The 18,983-nt window shown below is 62.7% G+C and carries 14 protein-coding genes; 5 read left to right on the top strand and 9 right to left on the bottom strand.

Annotation, left to right across the window (positions count from 1 at the left end):
* Positions 1–7 precede the first annotated feature (7 nt).
* The 5 genes from PCO31010_RS21250 to PCO31010_RS21230 all read left to right on the top strand — a co-directional run bounded on the left by PCO31010_RS21250 (position 8) and on the right by PCO31010_RS21230 (position 4,310).
* Positions 8–772 (top strand): ABC transporter ATP-binding protein, encoded by a 765-nt coding sequence (locus PCO31010_RS21250; protein WP_150666025.1) that lies wholly within the window; start codon positions 8–10, stop codon positions 770–772.
* Positions 765–1,406 (top strand): branched-chain amino acid ABC transporter ATP-binding protein, encoded by a 642-nt coding sequence (locus tag PCO31010_RS21245; RefSeq protein WP_150666024.1) that lies wholly within the window; start codon positions 765–767, stop codon positions 1,404–1,406. The genes PCO31010_RS21250 and PCO31010_RS21245 overlap by 8 nt, the downstream gene beginning before the upstream one ends.
* A gap of 38 nt (positions 1,407–1,444) precedes the next feature.
* Positions 1,445–2,605, top strand: a complete 1,161-nt coding sequence (locus PCO31010_RS21240) for an iron-containing alcohol dehydrogenase (RefSeq protein WP_150666023.1) — start codon at positions 1,445–1,447, stop codon at positions 2,603–2,605.
* A 60-nt stretch (positions 2,606–2,665) separates the two neighbouring features.
* Positions 2,666–3,046, top strand: a complete 381-nt coding sequence (locus PCO31010_RS21235) for a DUF1801 domain-containing protein (protein WP_150666022.1) — start codon at positions 2,666–2,668, stop codon at positions 3,044–3,046.
* Positions 3,047–3,596: 550 nt separating this feature from the next.
* Positions 3,597–4,310 carry an autoinducer binding domain-containing protein gene (locus tag PCO31010_RS21230; RefSeq protein WP_150666021.1) on the top strand — a complete coding sequence of 238 codons (714 nt, stop codon included), beginning with the start codon at positions 3,597–3,599 and terminating at the stop codon, positions 4,308–4,310.
* Here the strand turns inward: PCO31010_RS21230 and PCO31010_RS21225 are convergent.
* The 9 genes from PCO31010_RS21225 to PCO31010_RS21185 form a co-directional block, all read right to left on the bottom strand.
* Positions 4,277–5,092 carry an acyl-homoserine-lactone synthase gene (locus PCO31010_RS21225; RefSeq protein WP_174985011.1) on the bottom strand — a complete coding sequence of 272 codons (816 nt, stop codon included), beginning with the start codon at positions 5,090–5,092 and terminating at the stop codon, positions 4,277–4,279. The genes PCO31010_RS21230 and PCO31010_RS21225 overlap by 34 nt on opposite strands.
* A 212-nt stretch (positions 5,093–5,304) precedes the next feature.
* On the bottom strand, positions 5,305–6,678 hold the full coding sequence (locus PCO31010_RS21220; protein ID WP_150666020.1) for a hypothetical protein: 1,374 nt from the start codon (positions 6,676–6,678) through the stop codon (positions 5,305–5,307).
* A gap of 100 nt (positions 6,679–6,778) precedes the next feature.
* Positions 6,779–8,152: a hypothetical protein gene (locus PCO31010_RS21215; RefSeq protein ID WP_150666019.1), complete on the bottom strand. Its 1,374-nt coding sequence runs from the start codon at positions 8,150–8,152 to the stop codon at positions 6,779–6,781.
* A gap of 32 nt (positions 8,153–8,184) precedes the next feature.
* Positions 8,185–9,564, bottom strand: a complete 1,380-nt coding sequence (locus PCO31010_RS21210) for a hypothetical protein (RefSeq protein WP_150666018.1) — start codon at positions 9,562–9,564, stop codon at positions 8,185–8,187.
* A gap of 216 nt (positions 9,565–9,780) precedes the next feature.
* On the bottom strand, positions 9,781–11,397 hold the full coding sequence (locus PCO31010_RS21205; protein ID WP_150666017.1) for an Ig-like domain-containing protein: 1,617 nt from the start codon (positions 11,395–11,397) through the stop codon (positions 9,781–9,783).
* A 92-nt stretch (positions 11,398–11,489) separates the two neighbouring features.
* The gene (locus PCO31010_RS21200) at positions 11,490–12,086 is read right to left on the bottom strand and encodes a hypothetical protein (RefSeq protein WP_150666016.1); all 597 of its coding nucleotides are present in this window, start codon (positions 12,084–12,086) and stop codon (positions 11,490–11,492) included.
* 18 nt (positions 12,087–12,104) lie between these two features.
* The gene (locus tag PCO31010_RS21195; protein WP_150666015.1) at positions 12,105–15,251 is read right to left on the bottom strand and encodes an RCC1 domain-containing protein; all 3,147 of its coding nucleotides are present in this window, start codon (positions 15,249–15,251) and stop codon (positions 12,105–12,107) included.
* An 18-nt stretch (positions 15,252–15,269) separates the two neighbouring features.
* Positions 15,270–18,416, bottom strand: a complete 3,147-nt coding sequence (locus PCO31010_RS21190; protein ID WP_150666014.1) for an RCC1 domain-containing protein — start codon at positions 18,414–18,416, stop codon at positions 15,270–15,272.
* 47 nt (positions 18,417–18,463) lie between these two features.
* Positions 18,464–18,961 carry a hypothetical protein gene (locus tag PCO31010_RS21185; protein WP_150666013.1) on the bottom strand — a complete coding sequence of 166 codons (498 nt, stop codon included), beginning with the start codon at positions 18,959–18,961 and terminating at the stop codon, positions 18,464–18,466.
* Positions 18,962–18,983 lie beyond the last annotated feature (22 nt).

Raw genomic sequence — 18,983 nt, 5'->3', positions numbered from 1 at the left:
GCACGAGATGGCATCGACACACATCATTGAGGCTACGGGCCTGCACAAGACCTTCGGGAGCGTGACGCCCGCGAAGGACATCACCGTCAACATCGACGCACAGAGCGTGGTCGGTCTGATCGGCACGAACGGCGCAGGCAAGACGACGTTCGTGAACATGCTCACGGGCTACATCAAGCCGGATCGCGGCGAGATCATGTTCCGTGGCAAGCGCATCACGGGCCTCGCACCGCGCAAGATCACGCGTCTGGGCATTGCGCGTTCGTTCCAGATTCCGCAATTGTTCGGCTCGCAGACGGCGCGCGAGAACATCGAGATTGCGCTGGCGATTTCGGGTTTGTCGGCGGAGCTGGCGAACGAGAGTCTGGCGCGTCTGGGCGTGCTGGAGTTTGCCGACATGATCTCAGGCACCTTGCCTGAAGGCGTGCGCAAACTACTCGATATCGCGCTCGCAATGGTCTGCAAACCGGAAGTTCTTCTCCTCGACGAACCGACTTCAGGCGTTGCAGCGGAAGAGAAATTCGACGTGATGAATCGCGTGCTGGATGCCGCGCGTGCACTGGGCATCACGGTGCTGTTCGTGGAACACGATATGGAAATCGTGCGCCGCTACAGCGACCGCGTGCTGGCGTTCTGCGACGGCCGCATTCTGGCGGACGGGACACCCGACGTGGTGCTGGCCGACCCGCAGGTGCGCGAGTTGATCATTGGCGAGACGGTGGCAGCAACGCCAGCGTCGGGAAATATGGCTGGCGAGGTAGCCCATGCTTGAAGTCGGAAATCTGAATGTGCGCTTCGGCGCGACGGACATTCTTCGGGGCGTGCAGTTCTCGGTGCCCAAGGGCGCCATCGTCGGGCTGATCGGACGCAACGGCGCGGGCAAGACGACGACGTTGCGCGCCATCATGGGCCTCGTGAAGGCCAACGGCGGCACGTTGACGTTCGATGGTGTGGATCTGGTCAAAGCGCCGTCGCACGAACGTACTTCGCTGGGTATCGGCTATGCGCCGGAAGATCGTCGTCTGATCCCTGACATGACGGTGGAAGAAAACCTTTGCGTGCCTGCGTGGGCACTCAAGGCGAAGGATGTACAGGCACGTCTGGACAAGGTGTATCGCATCATTCCGGAGGCCCGCGAGTGGGCCCCGCGCCGCGCCTTGCAATTGTCGGGTGGCCAGCAGAAACTGGTGGCCGTCGGCCGCGCGCTGATGACGAGTTCGCGACTGCTGATGCTCGACGAACCGTTCGAAGGCGTGGCCCCGGCCCTGTCGAAGCGCATTGCCGAAGTGATCGGCCAGATGCGCGGCGAAGGCCTCGCCGTCATTCTCTCGGGTGCGGATTTGCAGCACGCCGGTGCGGTGCTCGACAACGTCTACCGGATCGATCGCGGCCAGATGGTCGCGTAAGTCTTATCAAGTCTTCATAGGAAAATAGGAAAGCGATCATGAACGCATTTCGTTTCCAGACGGTCCCCACCGTCGTCGTGGAATTCGGCGCAGCGCGCCGCCTGGGCGCTCTCCTGCGCGAGCAGTTTCCGTCGGCCAAACGCCTGTGCGTGGTCACGGACGGCTTTTTGCATAAGAGCGGTCTGCTCGCCCCGGCGCTGGCCGATCTGACGAAGCACGACTGGCAAGTGTCGGTCATCGACGACGTGATCGCCGATCCGCCCGAACACGTGGTGCTCGAAGCCGCCGAGCGTGCTCGCGCGGCAGACGCCGAAATCGTGCTGGGGCTGGGCGGTGGTTCGTCGATGGACGTGGCCAAGCTGCTCGCAGTGCTGCTGCCGGGCAAGCAATCGCTCAAGGACATGTACGGTGTGAAGAAGGTGACGGGCACGCGCCTGCCGCTGGTCCAAATGCCGACGACCGCAGGCACCGGTTCGGAAGTCACGGCCGTGTCGATCGTGACGACCGGCGAGACAACGAAGATGGGTGTCGTCGCACCGCAACTCTTTGCCGATCTCGCGATCCTCGACGCAGAACTCACGCTCGGCCTGCCGCGCGCGGCGACCGCCGCCACGGGTATCGACGCGATGGTGCATGCGATCGAAGCCTATACGTCGGCACACCTGAAAAATCCGATCTCGGACATGCTCGCCGTGAAGGCCCTGGAATTGCTCTCGCGCAATCTCCTGCCCGCCTGCAACGATGGCGCAAACCGCGAAGCACGCGAAGCCATGCTGGTCGGCGCGATGTTCGCCGGGCAGTCGTTCGCCAATTCGCCGGTAGCCGCCGTCCACGCGCTCGCCTACCCGATCGGTGGCATCTTTCACGTCGCCCACGGTCTGTCGAACGCGCTGGTGCTCTCGCACGTCATGCGCTTCAATGCAACCGCAGCCAGCAAGCTTTACGCAGAACTTGCAGACGTGATCCTTCCCGTCAAGGCAACCGGCAGCGATGAAGCGAAAACCGATGCGCTGATCCGGCACATCGAGTCGATGATCGTCGACACCGCCATTCCGCGCACGCTGCGCGAAGTGGGCGTCAAGCAGGATGACATCGCACGTATGGCCAGCGACGCAATGCTTCAGACGCGCCTTCTCGTCAACAACCCCCGCGAAGTCTCCGAAGCCGACGCCTTCGCGATCTACTCGGCAGCGTTCTGATCTCGTTAGAATGAGGCCTTTTTCTACGCGCGGTTTCTTTCCCTATTGGAGACGCTCGACATGAAGAAGGCCTTTCCCTCACCCGACGAAGCCTCAGCACTTATCGACGCCCGTATCACTGAGCTCGCAGACTGGCGTGGCGATATGCTCGCCCGCCTGCGCGCCATCGTGACGCGCGCAGCCCCCGATATCGTCGAGGAATGGAAGTGGCGCGTGCCCGTCTGGTCCTGTGACGGGATCCTATGCACCGGGGAAACCTATAAGGCGGCCGTCAAACTGACCTTCCCTAAAGGCGCTTCGCTCCCCGACCCCACGGGTCTATTCAACGCCAGCCTCGAAGGCAATACCCGCCGCGCCATCGATTTCCGTGAAGGCGTCGACATTGACGAGAAAGCGCTAGCCCATCTTATTCGCGAAGCCATCAAGGCGAATCGCGGGTAATGCGCGGCACGCGAAATCAGTAACCTTTTAATTAATGATTGCGCGCTTCAGAAGCGTCGATTAGAATTCCTGACAACGATTCTCAAAAAAACAAAAAGCCAAAAACATCAATAAAAAAGGCGCGAAAAACAGGATCCGTTTCAGACAAAATCTTCGATCTTAGACGATAAAAAACAACAAAAAAATATCTTGAAATTCGAGAAGTCTCGTTTTTCAATATTTTCGATGCATTCATTGAAATACCGTTAACTCGTTGATATTCTTCAGCGCATCGGTGTACGGAACCAAGTTCATACATGTGGCCAGAGCCACCCGACACCGGTACGTAGTGCTTTCGATTTATTGCATTTGCCACGGCGTGCGAAACGATTGCCAACGTAAGCGACACCATCTTATTCGCAGTGTTCAATTAAAAACTCCGACGCATCAGCATGACCCAGGGGCCGACATGGCGTAATTCGCCATGGTGGCGTCGTGCGCGCTTTCGGAATCGGTGTCTCTAAAATAAGCAGTTAAGCGCACAAGCATCCGACTTCCCCCTGGAGACATCATGTCTGCCTTGATGCATTTGCTCGAAGCAATGGATAAGGACTGCAACGGCATTACAGATGCGCAAATCTTGTTTCAGCGCATCGACGAGTTCTCCAAACGAATCGGCTTCGATTACACGTGTTACGGCTTTCGCAGCCATCGCAGCGCAACGCAGTCGGAGTTGCATATCTTCGACACGTATCCGCCGGGTTGGATGGACTATTACGCAAAGCATAATTTCATCGAAGTCGACCCGACCGTCGTCGTGGGTCAGCACAGCGACCGTCTGTTGATCTGGCGCGATCCGACGCTACCGTCGGCGAACGCCTTCTGGGAAGCCGCCTCGCGATTCGGACTCAATCATGGTGTCGCGCGATCGAGCTGGGGGCCGCACGGCGAATTCGGGCTGCTGAATTTCGGACGCACGCAGCCCCCACTCAATGCCGCTGAGATCGCTTCGTTGCGTGTCGGGATGGGGGCGATAGCGAACTATACGCACGAGGCCATGAGTCGCCTTCTACGGCCGAAGCGCCCCCCTTTCGACATCGATTCTCTCTCGATGCGCGAACGTGAAGTGCTACTGTGGACCGCAGAGGGGAAGACGGCCGACGAGATCGGCGAAATCCTCGGCATTTCCGCTCGAACGGTCAATTTTCACATCCGCAACTGTCTCGACAAAACGGGATGCCGTAACAAGGTTCAAAGTGCCATTCGGCTTGTCATGTGGCGTTGACGCGGATCGGGTATCGATGCCGGGGCACTCACCGGCATCCCCGACATCTCCGGCATCCCCGGCGGCAGTGTCATATCGGCGGCAGGTGTTGCCGCGCACGTCAGGCCCAGCGCCGCGAGCGCGATCGCATCGACATCGATGCGATAGGCCGCCACCCAACGACCGTCGATGCGATGGCATTTCCCCAGCCGATGCGTCGGCACACCCAATCGCACGAACAGCCGCGCGAGACTGACATACGTCACGCCGACGAGGCGTTTGGCGCCTAGCGCCAGGGCTGCGAACATTGCGGCACGCAACAGTTCGCGCGCCCCCTGAATTGCACTGTGCGACTGCGCAACCGGTAGCGACAGCGCGAAACGCGACAGCTCCCACACCGAGGCGCAAGCCGTGTCGTCCGGCGAGAAATGTTCGCTGCCCCCATCACTGCCGCAGGTGACCCCATTTGCGCCTCGCTTGATGCTTGCGGGAACTCCGAGCGACAGAGCCGCCGGTAGGTCGTCGACGAGATATTGGAAATGGTCTTTCAATAGGAAACGCCGGGTCGCGGGCAACAGACGGGCACAGCCGACGATCTCCTCGCCCGGGCCGCGCAACGTGACATACACGGTTTCCTCGTGATCGTATTCGTCGGCCTCTTCGCCACGCGAAGCGGCATCCGCAGCCCGCTGATCCGGCACGCGCCAACCGAGCCGCTCCACAAATACCCGGTGCCTGAAGCGCGCCAATTCGGCTCGCATGGCCGGCATCATCTGGGCACCTGTGATCACATCCACTCGCATCGAATCTCTCCAATAAAAAATAATAGGAGAGCTCAGCGTATCGACCGGACCTATGAGCGAAAACTGTCAAGGTTGACAGTCGTCCGTTGAAAAATTTGGGAGATTGGCTTTCAGAAAGTGAGCATTTCACGGTACGTCGTCGCCCCGTATCCACGCGGACGGACGCGCGTCGGCACGGGCGCGTCGTTCCCGTTGCTTCGCCGCCCTGCGACTCAGTTGCCGACGGCCGTCGTGCTCATCGCTCCCGTTTGTTCTGACGGTACGTATCGGAAAACCGACCCCGGTGCCATCGGCAGGCGCATGGCAACGACCGGCATGAAGTGCCCCGTCCTCCCCATGTAGTCCTGCTGAATGGACTGCGCGTTTGTACGCAGTGTGTCGAACTGATAGAAGAAGGCCTGCAGGGGCAGGTCGTTGGGAATGTTCAGCGGCCACGAGGCAAGAATGATTTCGTTGTGCGTGCCGCGGATCGATTGCCTGGCGGTGACCAACGCCTGAAATCCTGCGACGCTCGCAGGCATGGCCCCCGGAAGCGAGCACCGCCCCGGCGTGCCCGCAGTCCCGGCATCGCGCGCATAGGCGCATCGCCATTGCGGCGTGTATGTCGACGGATATCGCAGCTCGTGCAGCAGCATCCCCGCATCGGCGTACAGCGCGTTCGTCATATTCATGTCCCGGCGTGCATACGACCAGGACAGCGCACCGTCTCTTGCGCCTGCCGCACTCGGATTCCACGCCCGGGCCCCGGCACTGTATCCCGTCACTCGAAACAACACGCCGGAGCACTGATAACCCGGCGTATTGCCCGGACACACCATGCGGGTGTCGGCATATCGCGCTTCCAGATCCTTCACGACGGTAAAGCCCCACATCAGTTGGTCCCGTTCATCGAAGCCGAACGCAGTGCCCTCGCCGCCTGCGAGCGACGCACGCAGAATCGGCACCCATTGCCCGGTCGCAGCGAAGTAATCGTTCTGATACCGCAGCGCCTGCATGAGCTGGCCGCCCGCGCTGACGTCGAAATAAATCGCCTCCACGTCGAGCGTGGCCGGTGTATTGACGTTCCACAGACTCACGCCTACCGCGTTCGGGCTGCGCGCGCACGCCGCGCATGTGGGCAATGTCTGGCCATACGGCGGGCAACCGCACATGAGCGAATACGGCTTCTCGTTGCCTGCTGCGGTCGGTCGGTCTGCCAGCACGAAGCCCACCGAGGCGGGCGGGCGCGCCGCTGGCGTATCCCGACGCACATACGTCAGTTCGGCATACCCCGCCGCCGTCTCCGCAGGACTTTGACGCCAGAACGTATTACCCACCCCGTTCGGTGGCGCCACGCGAAGTAGCAGCCCGGAGCACTCGTAGGTCGGACTCTCCCCAAAGCATCGGGGCACCGTTTTCGCGTATCGCGCGTTGATGAGCCGGGCAGTGTCGGCACCGCTCATTTGTGCCGCTTCGGCGGCATCGATTGCGGCTGTGTCGCTGAGTGTGCCGATATCGTCGGGCGCCAGCGCATGAGCTGCCCCCACGGCGAGCCATAGCGTCAGTACGTAACCGACCCTCGTCAGCCATCGGAATAAGCGCGTCATGAGGAACCTCCATTCAAAAGCCCTGGGAAGAAACAGCGCGACCCGGTCCACCAGGGGCGCGGCCACGCCGCCAGGTGGGCAAATCCCTCGATCCTGCGACTCAGTTGCCGACGGCCGTCGTGCTCATCGCTCCCGTTTGTTCTGCCGGTACGTATCTGAAAACCGACCCCGGTGCCATCGGCAGGCGCATGGCAACGACCGGCATGAAGTGTCCGGTTCTCCCCATGTAGTCTTGCTGAATGGACTGCGCGTTTCTGCGCGTTGCATCTACCTGATAGAAGAAGGCCTGCAAGGGCAGATCGTTGGGAATGTCCAGCGGCCACGCGGCAAGAATAATTTCGTTGTGCGCGGGGCCAGCCGATTGCCGGGAGCTCACGAACGCCTGAAATCCTGCGACGCTCGCAGGCATGGCACCCGGACGCGTGCACCGTCCCGGCGTACCCGAAGTCCCGGCGTTGTACGTGTAGGCGCATCTCCATTGTGGCGTGTATGTCGACGGATATCGCAGTTCGTGCAGCAGCATTCCCGCATCGGTGCCCGCCGCATTCGTCATCCTCATGTCCCGGCGGGCGTACGACCAGGACAGCGCACCGTCTCTGGCGCCTTGCGGACTCGGATTCCATGCCCGGGCCCCGGCACTGTATCCCGTCACCCGAATCACCACACCGGAGCAGTAATAGCCCGGCGTGTTACCCGGACACACCATGCGAGTATCGGCATACCGCGCTTCCAGATCCCTCACGACGGTAAAGCCCCACATCAGTTGGTCCCGTTCATCGAAGCCGAATGCGGTGCCGTCGCCACCAGCGAGCGACGCACGCAGAATCGGCACCCATTGCCCGGTCGCGGCGAAGTAATCGTTCTGATACCGCAGCGCCTGCATGAGCTGACCGCCCGCGCTGACGTCGTAGTAAATCGCCTCCACGTCCAGCGTGGCCGGTGTGTTGACGTTCCACAGACTCACGCCTACCGCGTTCGGGCTGCGCGCGCACGCCGCGCACGTCGGCAATGCCTGGCCGTATGGCGGGCAACCGCACATGAGCGAATACGGCTTCTCGTTGCCTGCCGCGCTCGGCCGGTCGGCCAGCACGAAGCCCACCGAGGCGGGCGGGCGCGCCGCTGGCATGTCCCGACGCACATACGTCATTTCGGCATACCCGGCCGCCGTCTCCGCAGGGCTCTGACGCCAGAACGTATTGCCCACCCCGTTCGGCGGTGCCACGCGCAGTAGCAGTCCGGAGCACTCGTAGGTCGGACTCTCCCCAAAGCATCGGGGCACCGTTTTCGCGTATCGCGCGTTGATGAGCCGGGCGGTGTCGGCACCGCTCATTTGTGCCGCTTCGGCGGCATCGATTGCGGCTGTGTCGCTGAGGGTGCCGATATCGTCGGGTGCCAGCGCATGCGCCACGCCCACGGCAAACCATAACGTCAGCACGTAGCCGCCCCATATCAGCCATCGGAATAAGCGTGTCATGAGGAACCTCCCTGCGAAAGTCCTGTGAGGACTCAGTTTCCGATAGCCGTCGTGCTCATCGACCCCGTTTGTTCCGCTGGAACAAATCGGAAGATCGCTCCCGGCGCCATCGTCAGACGCACGGAAAGGACCGGCATGAAGTGCCCGGTCGTCCCCATGTAGTCCTGCTGAATGGACTGTGCGCCGCCGCGAGATGTGTCAACCGTATAGAAGATGCCCTGCAAGGGCAGATCGTCGGGAATGTTCTGCGGCCATGCGGCAAGAATGATTTCGTTGTGCTGGTCGCGGATCGTTCTCCGGGCGGTCACCAACGACTGGAATCCGGCAGCGCCCGCAGGCAACGCGCCCGGACGCGAGCACCGCCCCGGGTTGCCCGCCGTACTCCCGTTCACCGCGTAAGCGCACCGCCATTGCGGCGTGTAGGCCGACGGATATTGCAATTCGTGCAGCAGGAGCCCCGGCCCGGTGCCCGCCGTGACCGTCATGTTCATGTCCCTGCGTACGTACGACCAGGACACAGCACCGTCTCTGACAGCCGCCGGACTCGGATTCCATGACCTGAATGTGGGACCGTATCCCGTCACGCGTATCAACACGCCGGAGCACTGGTAGCCCGGCGTGTTGCCCGGACACACCATGCGAGTATCGGCATACCGCGCTTCCAGATCCCTCACGACGGTAAAGCCCCACATCAGTTGGTCCCGTTCATCGAAGCCGAAGGCGGTGCCGTCACCGCCAGTAAGCGACGCGCGCAGAATCGGAACCCATTGCCCGGTCGCGGCGAAGTAATCGTTCTGGTACCGCAGCGCCTGCATGAGCTGACCGCCCGCGCTCACGTCGTAGTAGATCGCCTCCACGTCGAGCGTGGCCGGTGTGTTGACGTTCCACAGACTCACGCCCACGGCGTTCGGGCTGCGCGCGCACGCTGCGCACGTGGGCAATGTCTGGCCGTATGGCGGGCAACCGCACATGAGCGAATACGGCTTCAAGTTGCCTGCCGCGCTTGGCCGGTCTGCCAGCACGAAGCCCACCGAGCCCGGCGGGCGCGCAGCCGGTGTGTCCCGACGCACATACGTCAGTTCGGCATACCCCGCCGCCGTCTCGGCAGGACTCTGACGCCAGAACGTATTACCCACCCCGTTCGGTGGGGCCACGCGCAGCAGCAGCCCGGAGCACTCGTAGGTCGGACTCTCCGCAAAGCATCGGGGCACCGCTTTCGCGTATCGCGCGTTGATGAGCCGTGCGGTGTCGGCACCGCTCATTTGCGCCGCGTCGGCGGCATCGATTGCGGCGGTGTCGTTGAGTGTGCCGAAATCGATATCGTCGGGCGCCAGCGCATGCGCTGCCCCCACGACAAGCCATAGCGTCAGCACGCAACCGACCCTCGTCAGCCATCGGAATAAGCGCGTCATGAGGAACCTCCATACGAAAGCCCTGCGTGGAATCGGCGCGAATTCGGTGTGAATTCTGCGCGTGAACCGGTCCACCCGGCGCGCGCGAACGCACGCCGGGGTCATGGCCGCTCCACCGGGCGGTCCAATCCTTCGGGAATATCAGACAGGAATCGAAGCGACGTCAGGCAAGCGTCACAAGGGCACGATTGCGCGTCGCATGGGCAACGCCGGACGTCACGGAGGCGTGATGCCCACCACCTGAAGCCGATCGGTCAGGCGGCGGCCGCTCACATTTCTCTCCTCGGATCCGCCGCTCAGGTCGTAGGTGACTGCGGTCGCCGCGTCTAGCGACGTACTCGTCCAAAAATGGTAGCTTTGCCACCCCATATAACGCCCCACTGGCCCGCTGCTGGGGAAATAAGTTCGCCAGAACGCCTGCATCTCTTCGACGCTCGGCAACACCAGCCTTGCAGTCGTACATGCGATGCGTGCGCCCGCCTGGGTCTGATTGCCGCTGACGAAAAACATCTGTCGTGCGCCGCGCACCGTCAGGGTGAAGCTGCGCGACTGTCCGAGGCCGTCTGTCGCGGTAATCCTCACCGTCCCGTTGCCGGTTGCCGTCACGCGCCCATTGGCATCGATCTGCGCCACTGTAGTGTCGTCCGAGCGATAGGTGTACGGCGCCGTGCCGAATCTCGCCTCGCGCGTGAGCATGGCGAAATTGGGGGGCGCAAGCGGAGGCCGCTCGCCGATGATGTAGCCGTGTACGGCCAGATCGATCGTCGCGGGCGCATCGAAGGGCGCGCCCACATACAACAGATAGGCCGCCGAGCGCACGGGCATGGCCGTGCCGCGCACTACGGCGTATGAGATCGTCGCCGAACGATCGACGTTCTGGTCGACGTGAATGCGCGGGACTTCGAAGAGGATGTCATCCTGCGGTGTCGCACCCACCGTGCTGCGCGCCACGAACGGGGCCGGTGCGCCACTGGCGTTGGTCCAGGAGAGTTCCACCACGTCGCCCGTTGCAATGCCCGGATAAGGCCTGACCCGCACTTGCACCGTGGGGGTACTGAGCGTGACGGGATCAATCGTCTGGGACTGGGCCTGCGGCACGTCGACGGCAGGCAGCGCGCCGACCGGTTCCAGCACCCGTATCCTCGAATCGTTCGAGTGGATGAGCGTGCCGTTCGCCAGCATGACCTGCGTTTTCACCACGACTTCGCGGCCGGAGATGCTGGCAAGTACCTCGCGAGGAATGGTGAATCGCACCGGCTGGTTGACGTCGGTGGGCAGTTCGATGCGTTTCGCGTCTTCCCACCTGGCGTTGTCGATGTTGATGAACACGACATCGAAGCGCGCCATTCCCGCGTACGGCCTGATCGTCGCCGATGCGCCTTGTGCGGGCACGCTCTCCAGATTCAACACTCCGCCCACAACGCCGTCGATGACCGGCGGATCGACGAGCCCCGGCTCCGGCGCAGGCTCACCGATCTGGAGGGTGAGCGCGCGGGACGTGTCCGTCACCCCGTTACGATGTGTCACGGTATAGGTCGCGCTGACCGTCCCGCCCTCGCCCGCAAGGATGACAGTGCCCGGCACGGAGAAACGCTGCACTCGCGTCACGGCAGACGCGCTCACCCGTAACGCATCTGAAAAGTTTGCGGCTGCCGAGCGTCCTCGCCAATTCAGGGTGACGAGGTCGTCCAACGCCTTGCCCGTATACACGGGAATTTCCACTGTGGCCGGGTCCGTCGCAGGGTCGAGATTGTTACCGGTCGCTTCGGTAACTCTCGGCGCTTCAAGGACTGCCGCAGCGGCTGCCAACACCGATACGTCGTCGCGATCCATGATCGTGCTCCACTCAAGAATGATGGCCGGGAAAGTGCCTCGCGTCGCGCCCGGTCGTCGTGCCGCCATGCACGTCGCCCGGGCCGCATCGGCTAGCTCGCCCAGCGCGTTCGGTCGGCCCTCGCCTCGCGGCGTGCGCGACGTCGTGCGGCGTCACTATCGCCATCGTCGGCATTCCCTCCCCCAGCAACCCATCGTGAGCGCCGCTCGCCGAGACCCTCCTTCCCCAGCGCCTCAACGTGCACGCCGAGCGTGTCCGACACCCGTTGCGCGCCACCTGCGGCCGGGCGCACGATGTAGTCCACCGTGATATCACGCCCCGCGAGTGCCTTGAGCTTCGGCCACGGCACCCATAGCGTGATGTCCTCGCCGATCCAGTTCTCGGTCACGTCGAAATCGGTCGAGACGACGCCCGCGTCCCCGCCGCTCACACGCAGGGACACACTGTCGCCCTCGCTCATACCGCTATAAGGCGCAATCGTGAACGCCGCACCACGCATGCCGACCGTGCGCAAGACCAGCTTGCCGTCCTCCACGTCGACGCCCGTGGGCGCGAGCAGCGGTTCGGTAGCGGATGTGGACGGCTGTGCCACAACTGCGGCATCTGCGGCGGGTGCAATGCCCGGGATCTCCGCGACCGGCACCGTGTCGGTCGCCTCGGTGTTGCTGTTGGTGTTGCTCTCATCCATGATGACTCTCCTTGACGATCAGGACGCCACGACGATCCGGCCACGCGAGGCTGCCGTGGCGAGATACGTGAGGTTCGTGCCGAGAAACTGTTGAACAGCGGCGCTGTTGCCACCGGAAGCGGCCAGGCCCCAGGTCACGATGCCTCCCTGTTCGAGTACAGCCACGAAACACTGGAATCCCCCGTACACCGCGACAACGTTCCTCAACTGCCCCGCGACCGGTGCCGTATTGCCGCCGTTGTTCTGATCTCCCCATGCCACAACCGTGCCATCCCGACACAGTGCGGCGAACGCGGTATTCGTGGCTGCCACTTGCACGATGTCGCTGCGACGTGCAATCTCGGCGGGTACGACTCCCCCCTGTGTTGCGTTCCCCCAGGCCACTACCGAGCCATTGCTGCGACGCGCGCAAAACGCACCGAGCGTCCCCGTCGTTTCCTCGATGTCAGTAAAGCTCGCGATATCAGCAGGTACGGTGCCTCCAAAGGAAGCATGCCCCCACGCCACGACCTCCTTGTTCGCCGTGATGGCGGAGAAGGCGTGCAATGTCGTTGCCCCGGGCACGACGATATCGAAACGCGCCGCGATATTGGGTGGCACAGTCCCACCCTCTCCAGCGGCGCCCCACGCCACAACGGTGCCGTTACGGCGGTAAGCGACAAAGGCATTTGCATTGCCTCGCACGCCGAGAATGTCGGTAAAGGCGAGAATGTCCTGCCCCGGATTGCCGCCGCTCGCAGCCCACCCCCAGCAGGTCACATTACCGCCCGCCCGCACACAGGCGAACGCGCCGGAATATGTGGAATAAACCATGCGCCCGTCGGTGACCGCCTTGGCCGCTGCGCTCAGTTGGCCGCCATAGCTCGGATGTCCCCATGCCGCCAATTGGCCGTTGTTGCGCACAAGGGCAAAGGAGAATTGCGTGCCAACAATCCGTCTGGCATCCGTCACCGATAAATCCGACGGCAGCACACCGCCGTAGGATGCATGGCCCCATACCGCGATGCGGCCATTGAGCCGACGCAGCGCAAAGGCATAGTTGGTCGAAGCAACATCGATCACGTCGTCAAGCGTGTAAAGCGTCGACGGCATGGCCCCCGTGTAGGCGGGTGCGTTCGCCCCCCAGCTCACGACACTTCCGCGATTAGTCAGGGCCATCATTTGACCCATGGCGTTACTCGCGCTTCCGATACTGAAAATGTTGACCGGGTTCAGCGTCACAACATCGTCTTGCGTGCTCACCTGAAGCGTCATCCACGGACGCCGGTCCCGGAATGTCGAGGCGAGTGTCACCTCACTCTCGTCGTCGTATTTCCACAGCGCCTTCACCGGTTCGCGCGTGGCACGCACGAAGCTGCTGAGGAATTGCGGCGTTTGAGACGCAAGAGGACTACCGAACACGTTGCGTGCGCCCATCACCAGCAACTGCCCCTTACCCGGGATCGACACCACATCGAAGCGCGCGGGCGGCGCCACCTCTTGCGTTCCGCCGTTCGCGCGTTTGAGCGAGTACTCCAGCGAAATGGTTCGCCCGACGTTGGCCTGCGCCACACTCTTGGGCAGCACCACGATCAACTCGCCTCCGGCTTGCGCCTGCGTCACCTTCGCCGTCTGCGTCATCGTGCCCCCGCCCGGGGCACCTCGCAACGTCACCGTCACCTCGTCGTTCACTCGCAATTTCGCCGTCGCTGGAATTCGCACATGCACGCCGTTCGGACAGTCGTCCGGATTCAGTCGGTCGTTCACCGCCTCGACAATTTCCGCCGCCGGGGTCACCGCATTGCGAACCACCAACTCCGTCACTTCCCCAGTGAAGACCACCGCCGCACCACGCGTGATGTCGTAACTCACATCCGCCATCTTCTCGCCACCGTCCCTCACCCGCGAGTAAGGCACCGTGAAACGGATGTCATGCCCCACGTCCGTCGCTTTGACGATGTACGGATTGCTCGTGTAATCGCCTTCGTCCACCTCGCTGTCCCAGTACAGCGTAATCACGTCACCCTGCCGGATCCCCGCGTTCGCGGGCACCGTCACGACTACGCCCGTGGCCGGGTCCACATCGCGAAGATCCAGTTGCCCGTTCGCCGACGAGGGCACCACCGGCGCGGCCACCGCAGCCGACTCACGTTTGACGTCGAGCACCAGCGCTTTCGACGGTTGCCACGACCCGTCGGGCATTTCCTTCGAGTACGACAACGTGACTCTTTGCCCGAGGAACGGGGTGATCTTGTTCACGGGAATGCGCAGCGGATACGGCGCGTTCAGGTACTTTTCCGAGATGTCCAGATACCACTCCGCACCCGCTGGCGGGCCACCCGCCCACACCACGTGCACGTAGTCGCCGTCCGCAATGCCCGCGTACGGGCCGATGAGCGCCGTCACTCCTGTCGGAGCCAGATCCGGGTTCAGAATGCTGCCCGTCGCTTCGCTGATCACCGGCACGGCGAGTAAATTCGGATCCTCCACCTCGCCGACCTTCAAACCCAGAACCTCCGAGGGGATCGGCGCGGCGACACCCGCACGCACCACCTCATAGGCCACCGGCACCTTCCGATTCTTGAACGGCACGATGGCCTCTGGCGGCACCGAGAACGTCACCGCTCGCACTGCACGGACCTTGATCTTGTCCGTGTAGAACGATTCGCCCGGCGTGCCGATCAGCAGACGAATCTCATCGTTAATCGCCATGCCCGAGTAGATCGGAATGCGCACCGAGATGCCGTAGTCGAGATATTCGACGTCCAGCTGGTCTCCCGTCGCCTCCACCACTACCGGCGCAATGAGCTTGGTCACTGCCCGAACCCCGATGAACAGCGGCAATGACGCAGACGTCAAATCGTCTCCATCGAACGGCGACACCACATAGTCGACACTGATCGTCTTGTTCAGAGCCGCAGTCATCGTCGCCTTGGGCACCGTGATCACAAGGTCCGTACCGACCTTGGTATCCGAGACGTCGTACTCACCGACCTGCGTCCTGACGCCATCGACCGTGAAGAACAACTGGACGTAGTCGCCGTCGGCCATCGCCGGGTAGCTCTTGACTGTGAAGGTCGCGCCACGCGCCGACAAGTCCGGCGGATTGACCGCCCCATTCTTTGCTTCGTTGCTAACCGGCGCCGCAAGGGTGGCCGCCGCAGCGACAAGAGTGCCTTCTGCCATGATGACTCTCCTTGACGATCAGGACGCCACGACGATCCGGCCACGCGAGGCTGCCGTGGCGAGATACGTGAGGTTCGTGCCGAGAAACTGTTGAACAGAAGCGCTGTTGCCGCCGGAAGCGGCAAGGCCCCACGTCACGATGCCGCCTTGTTCGAGTACAGCCACGAAACACTGGGATCCGGCGTACACCGCGACAACGTTCCTCAGCTGCCCTGCGACCGGTGCCGTGTTGCCGCCGTTGTTCTGATCCCCCCATGCCACGACCGTGCCGTCCCGGCACAGAGCAGCGAACGCAGTATGCGTGGCTGCCACCTGCACGATGTCATTGCGGCGAGCAATCTCGGCGGGTACGACCGCCGCCAACCCTGCGCCCCAGGCCACCACCGAGCCATTGCTGCGACGCGCACAAAACGCACTGTGCGTCGCCGTCGTTTCCTCAATGTCGGTAAAGCTCGCGATATCGGCAGGCACGATGTTGCCGTAGGAAGCATGCCCCCACGCCACAACCTCCTTGTTCGCCGTGATGGCGGTGAACGCTCCCAGTGTCGCCGCCCCAGGCACAACGATATCGAAACGCGCCGCGATGTTGGGCGGCACGGTTCCGCCGAGCCCAGCGTGCCCCCACGCCACGACGGTACCGTTTCGGCGATAGGCCACGAAGGCGTACGCATTGCCGCGCACGCCGAGAATGTCGGTAAAGGCCAGAATGTCCTGCCCCGGATTGCCGCCGAACGAAGCATGCCCCCAGCAGGTCACATTCCCCCCTGCCCGCACACAGGCGAACGCGCCGCTGTTGGTGGAATAGACCATACGCCCGTCCGTGACCGCCTTGGCCGCCGCACTAAGTTGTCCGCCGTAGGTCGAATGCCCCCATGCCGCCAATTGACCGTTGTTGCGCACAAGGCCAAAGGCGCCGTGCGTGCCCACAATCCGTCTGGCATCCGTCACCGAGAAATCCGTCGGTAGCACACCACCGTAGGACGCATGGCCCCATACCGCAATGCGGCCGTTCAGCCGACGCAGCGCAAAGGCGTAGCCGGTCGAAGCGATGTCGATCACGTCGTCAAGCGTGTACAGCGTCGACGGCATGACGCCCGTGGCGGCGGGCGAATTTGCCCCCCAGGTCACCACACTCCCGCGATTGGTCAAGGCCATCATTTGGCCCGCAGCGTTCTGCGCAGTCCCAACGGGGAAAATGTTGACCGGATTTAACGTCACAACATCGTCCTGCGTGCTGACCTGAAGTGTCATCCACGGACGCCGGTCACGGAACGTCGTCGCGAGTGTCACCTCGCTCTCATCGTCGTATTTCCACAGCGCCTTGACCGGTTGGCGCGTGGCACGCACGAAGCTGCTGACGAATTGCGGCGTTTGAGACGAAAAAGGATCGCCGAACAAATTGCGCGCCCCCATTACCAGCAGTTGCCCCTTGCCCGGCACCGCCACCACATCGAAGCGCGCAGGCGGTGCCACCTCTTGCGTGCCGCCATTTGCGCGCTTGAGCGAGTACTCCAACGAGATGGTTCGCCCGATGTTGGCTTGCGCCACACTCTTGGGCAGCACTACGATCAGCTCGCCCCCGGCTTGCGTCTGCGTCACCTTCGCCGTCTGCGTCATCGTGCCCCCGCCCGGCGCACCTCGCAACGTCACCGTCACCTCGTCGTTCAGTCGCAACTTTGCCGTGGCTGGGATGCGCACATGCACGCCGTTCGGACAGTCGTCCGGATTCAGTCGGTCGTTCACCGCCTCGACAATTTCCGCCGCCGGGGTCACCGCATTGCGAACCACCAACTCCGTCACTTCCCCAGTGAAGACCACCGCTGCACCGCGCGTGATGTCGTAACTCACATCCGCCATCTTCTCGCCACCGTCCCTCACCCGCGAGTAAGGCACCGTGAAACGGATGTCCTGACCCACGTCCGTCGCTTTGACGATATACGGATTGCTCGTGTAATCGCCTTCATCGACTTCACTGTCCCAGTACAGCGTGATCACATCGCCCTGACGGATGCCCGCGTTGGCGGGCACCGTCACGACTACGCCTGCGGCCGGGTCCACATCGCGAAGATCCAGTTGCCCGTTCGCCGACGACGGCACCACCGGCGCGGCCACCGCAGCAGACTCCCGTTTGACGTCGAGCACTAGCGCCTTTGACGGTTGCCACGACCCGTCCGGCATTTCCTTCGAGTACGACAACGTCACTCTTTGCCCGAGGAACGGTGTGATCTTGTTCACCGGAATGCGCAGCGGATACGGCGCGTTCAGGTATTTTTCCGAGATGTCCAGATACCACTCCGCGCCTGCGGGCGGGCCACCCGCCCACACAACATGCACGTAGTCGCCGTCCGCAATGCCCGCGTACGGGCCGATGAGCGCCGTCACCCCTGTGGGCGCCAGATCCGGGTTAAGAATGCTGCCGGTCGCTTCGCTGATCACCGGCACGGCCAGCAGATTCGGATCTTCCACTTCGCCGACCTTCAGACCCAGTACCTCCGAGGGAATCGGCGCGGCGACGCCCGCACGCACCACCTCATAGGCCACCGGCATCTTCCTGTTCTTGAACGGCGCGATGGCCTCCGGCGGCACCGAGAACGTCACCGCTCGCACTGCCCGGACCTTGATCTTGTCCGTGTAGAACGTCGATTCGCCCGGTGTGCCGATCAGCAGACGAATCTCATCGTTAATCGCCATGCCCGAGTAGATCGGAATGCGCACCGAGATGCCGTAGTCGAGGTATTCGACGTCCAGCTGGTCTCCCGTCGCCTCCACCACAACAGGCGCGATAAGCTTAGTCACCGCCCGAACCCCGATGTACAGCGGCAATGACGCCGACGTCAGGTCGTCTCCCTCGAACGGCGACACCACATAGTCGACGCTGATCGTCTTGTTCAGTGCTGCGGTCATCGTCGCCTTTGGCACCGTAATGACGAGGTCTGTACCGACCTTGGTATCCGAGACGTCGTACTCCCCGACCTGCGTCCTGACGCCATCGACCGTGAAGAACAACTGGACGTAGTCGCCGTCGGCCATCGCCGGATAGCTCTTGACTGTGAAGGTCGCGCCACGCGCCGACAAGTCCGGCGGGTTGACCGCCCCATTCTTTGCTTCGTTGCTAACCGGCGCCGCAAGGGTTGCCGCAGCAGCGACCAGAGTGCCTTCTGCCATGATTACCTCCTACTACTTTCGAATGTCAGCGAATGACGCGATCGGGCCTAGCTCTGCCACCGCGTGCGATTTCGGAAGTCCTTCCGTTCGCCGCGCACGCGCGGTTCGTCGTCTTCATCGGCACTGCGACGTCGACGCCCGGCCCCACCAACCGGGAACGCTTCGACGTTCAACGTGACCGCCGTCGAAGCTTCGCCGACGCCGCTGCCGACTCGCTGCAAGACATAGTCCACCGTCACGTTACGGGCGGCCAATGTCTTGAGTCTGGGCCACGGCACCCACATCTCCAGGTCCTTTCCGACCCAATTCGATGTCACATCGAAGTCGATGGCGCCCGCCCCCGAAGCGCCACCGTCGAAACGCAGCGACACGTAATCGCCCTCGCGCATGCCTGGGTACGCGGCGACTGAGAAGCACGCGCCGCGCATGCCCAGTTCGCCGAGCGGAAGGGTGCCGTTCACTGCGTCGTTGCACATCGGCGGGGGCAGCGGCGCACCGCCTGCACCCGCGCCTGCCGGGTCAACACTGCTCTTGCCATCGTCCATGATCGATCTCCCGAAACGTTTC

It is taken from the genome of Pandoraea commovens, from assembly GCF_902459615.1.
Taxonomy (GTDB): Bacteria; Pseudomonadota; Gammaproteobacteria; order Burkholderiales; family Burkholderiaceae; genus Pandoraea; species Pandoraea commovens.
This window is presented reverse-complemented; position numbering and strand designations above follow the sequence as displayed.

Bases quoted from the DNA above. Each gene is read 5' to 3' on its own strand.
- PCO31010_RS21250 (WP_150666025.1), top strand. From the start codon at position 8: ATGGCATCGACACACATCATTGAGGCTACGGGCCTGCACAAGACCTTC.
- PCO31010_RS21245 (WP_150666024.1), top strand. From the start codon at position 765: ATGCTTGAAGTCGGAAATCTGAATGTGCGCTTCGGCGCGACGGACATT.
- PCO31010_RS21240 (WP_150666023.1), top strand. From the start codon at position 1,445: ATGAACGCATTTCGTTTCCAGACGGTCCCCACCGTCGTCGTGGAATTC.
- PCO31010_RS21235 (WP_150666022.1), top strand. From the start codon at position 2,666: ATGAAGAAGGCCTTTCCCTCACCCGACGAAGCCTCAGCACTTATCGAC.
- PCO31010_RS21230 (WP_150666021.1), top strand. From the start codon at position 3,597: ATGTCTGCCTTGATGCATTTGCTCGAAGCAATGGATAAGGACTGCAAC.
- PCO31010_RS21225 (WP_174985011.1), bottom strand. From the start codon at position 5,092: ATGCGAGTGGATGTGATCACAGGTGCCCAGATGATGCCGGCCATGCGA.
- PCO31010_RS21220 (WP_150666020.1), bottom strand. From the start codon at position 6,678: ATGACGCGCTTATTCCGATGGCTGACGAGGGTCGGTTACGTACTGACG.
- PCO31010_RS21215 (WP_150666019.1), bottom strand. From the start codon at position 8,152: ATGACACGCTTATTCCGATGGCTGATATGGGGCGGCTACGTGCTGACG.
- PCO31010_RS21210 (WP_150666018.1), bottom strand. From the start codon at position 9,564: ATGACGCGCTTATTCCGATGGCTGACGAGGGTCGGTTGCGTGCTGACG.
- PCO31010_RS21205 (WP_150666017.1), bottom strand. From the start codon at position 11,397: ATGGATCGCGACGACGTATCGGTGTTGGCAGCCGCTGCGGCAGTCCTT.
- PCO31010_RS21200 (WP_150666016.1), bottom strand. From the start codon at position 12,086: ATGGATGAGAGCAACACCAACAGCAACACCGAGGCGACCGACACGGTG.
- PCO31010_RS21195 (WP_150666015.1), bottom strand. From the start codon at position 15,251: ATGGCAGAAGGCACTCTTGTCGCTGCGGCGGCCACCCTTGCGGCGCCG.
- PCO31010_RS21190 (WP_150666014.1), bottom strand. From the start codon at position 18,416: ATGGCAGAAGGCACTCTGGTCGCTGCTGCGGCAACCCTTGCGGCGCCG.
- PCO31010_RS21185 (WP_150666013.1), bottom strand. From the start codon at position 18,961: ATGGACGATGGCAAGAGCAGTGTTGACCCGGCAGGCGCGGGTGCAGGC.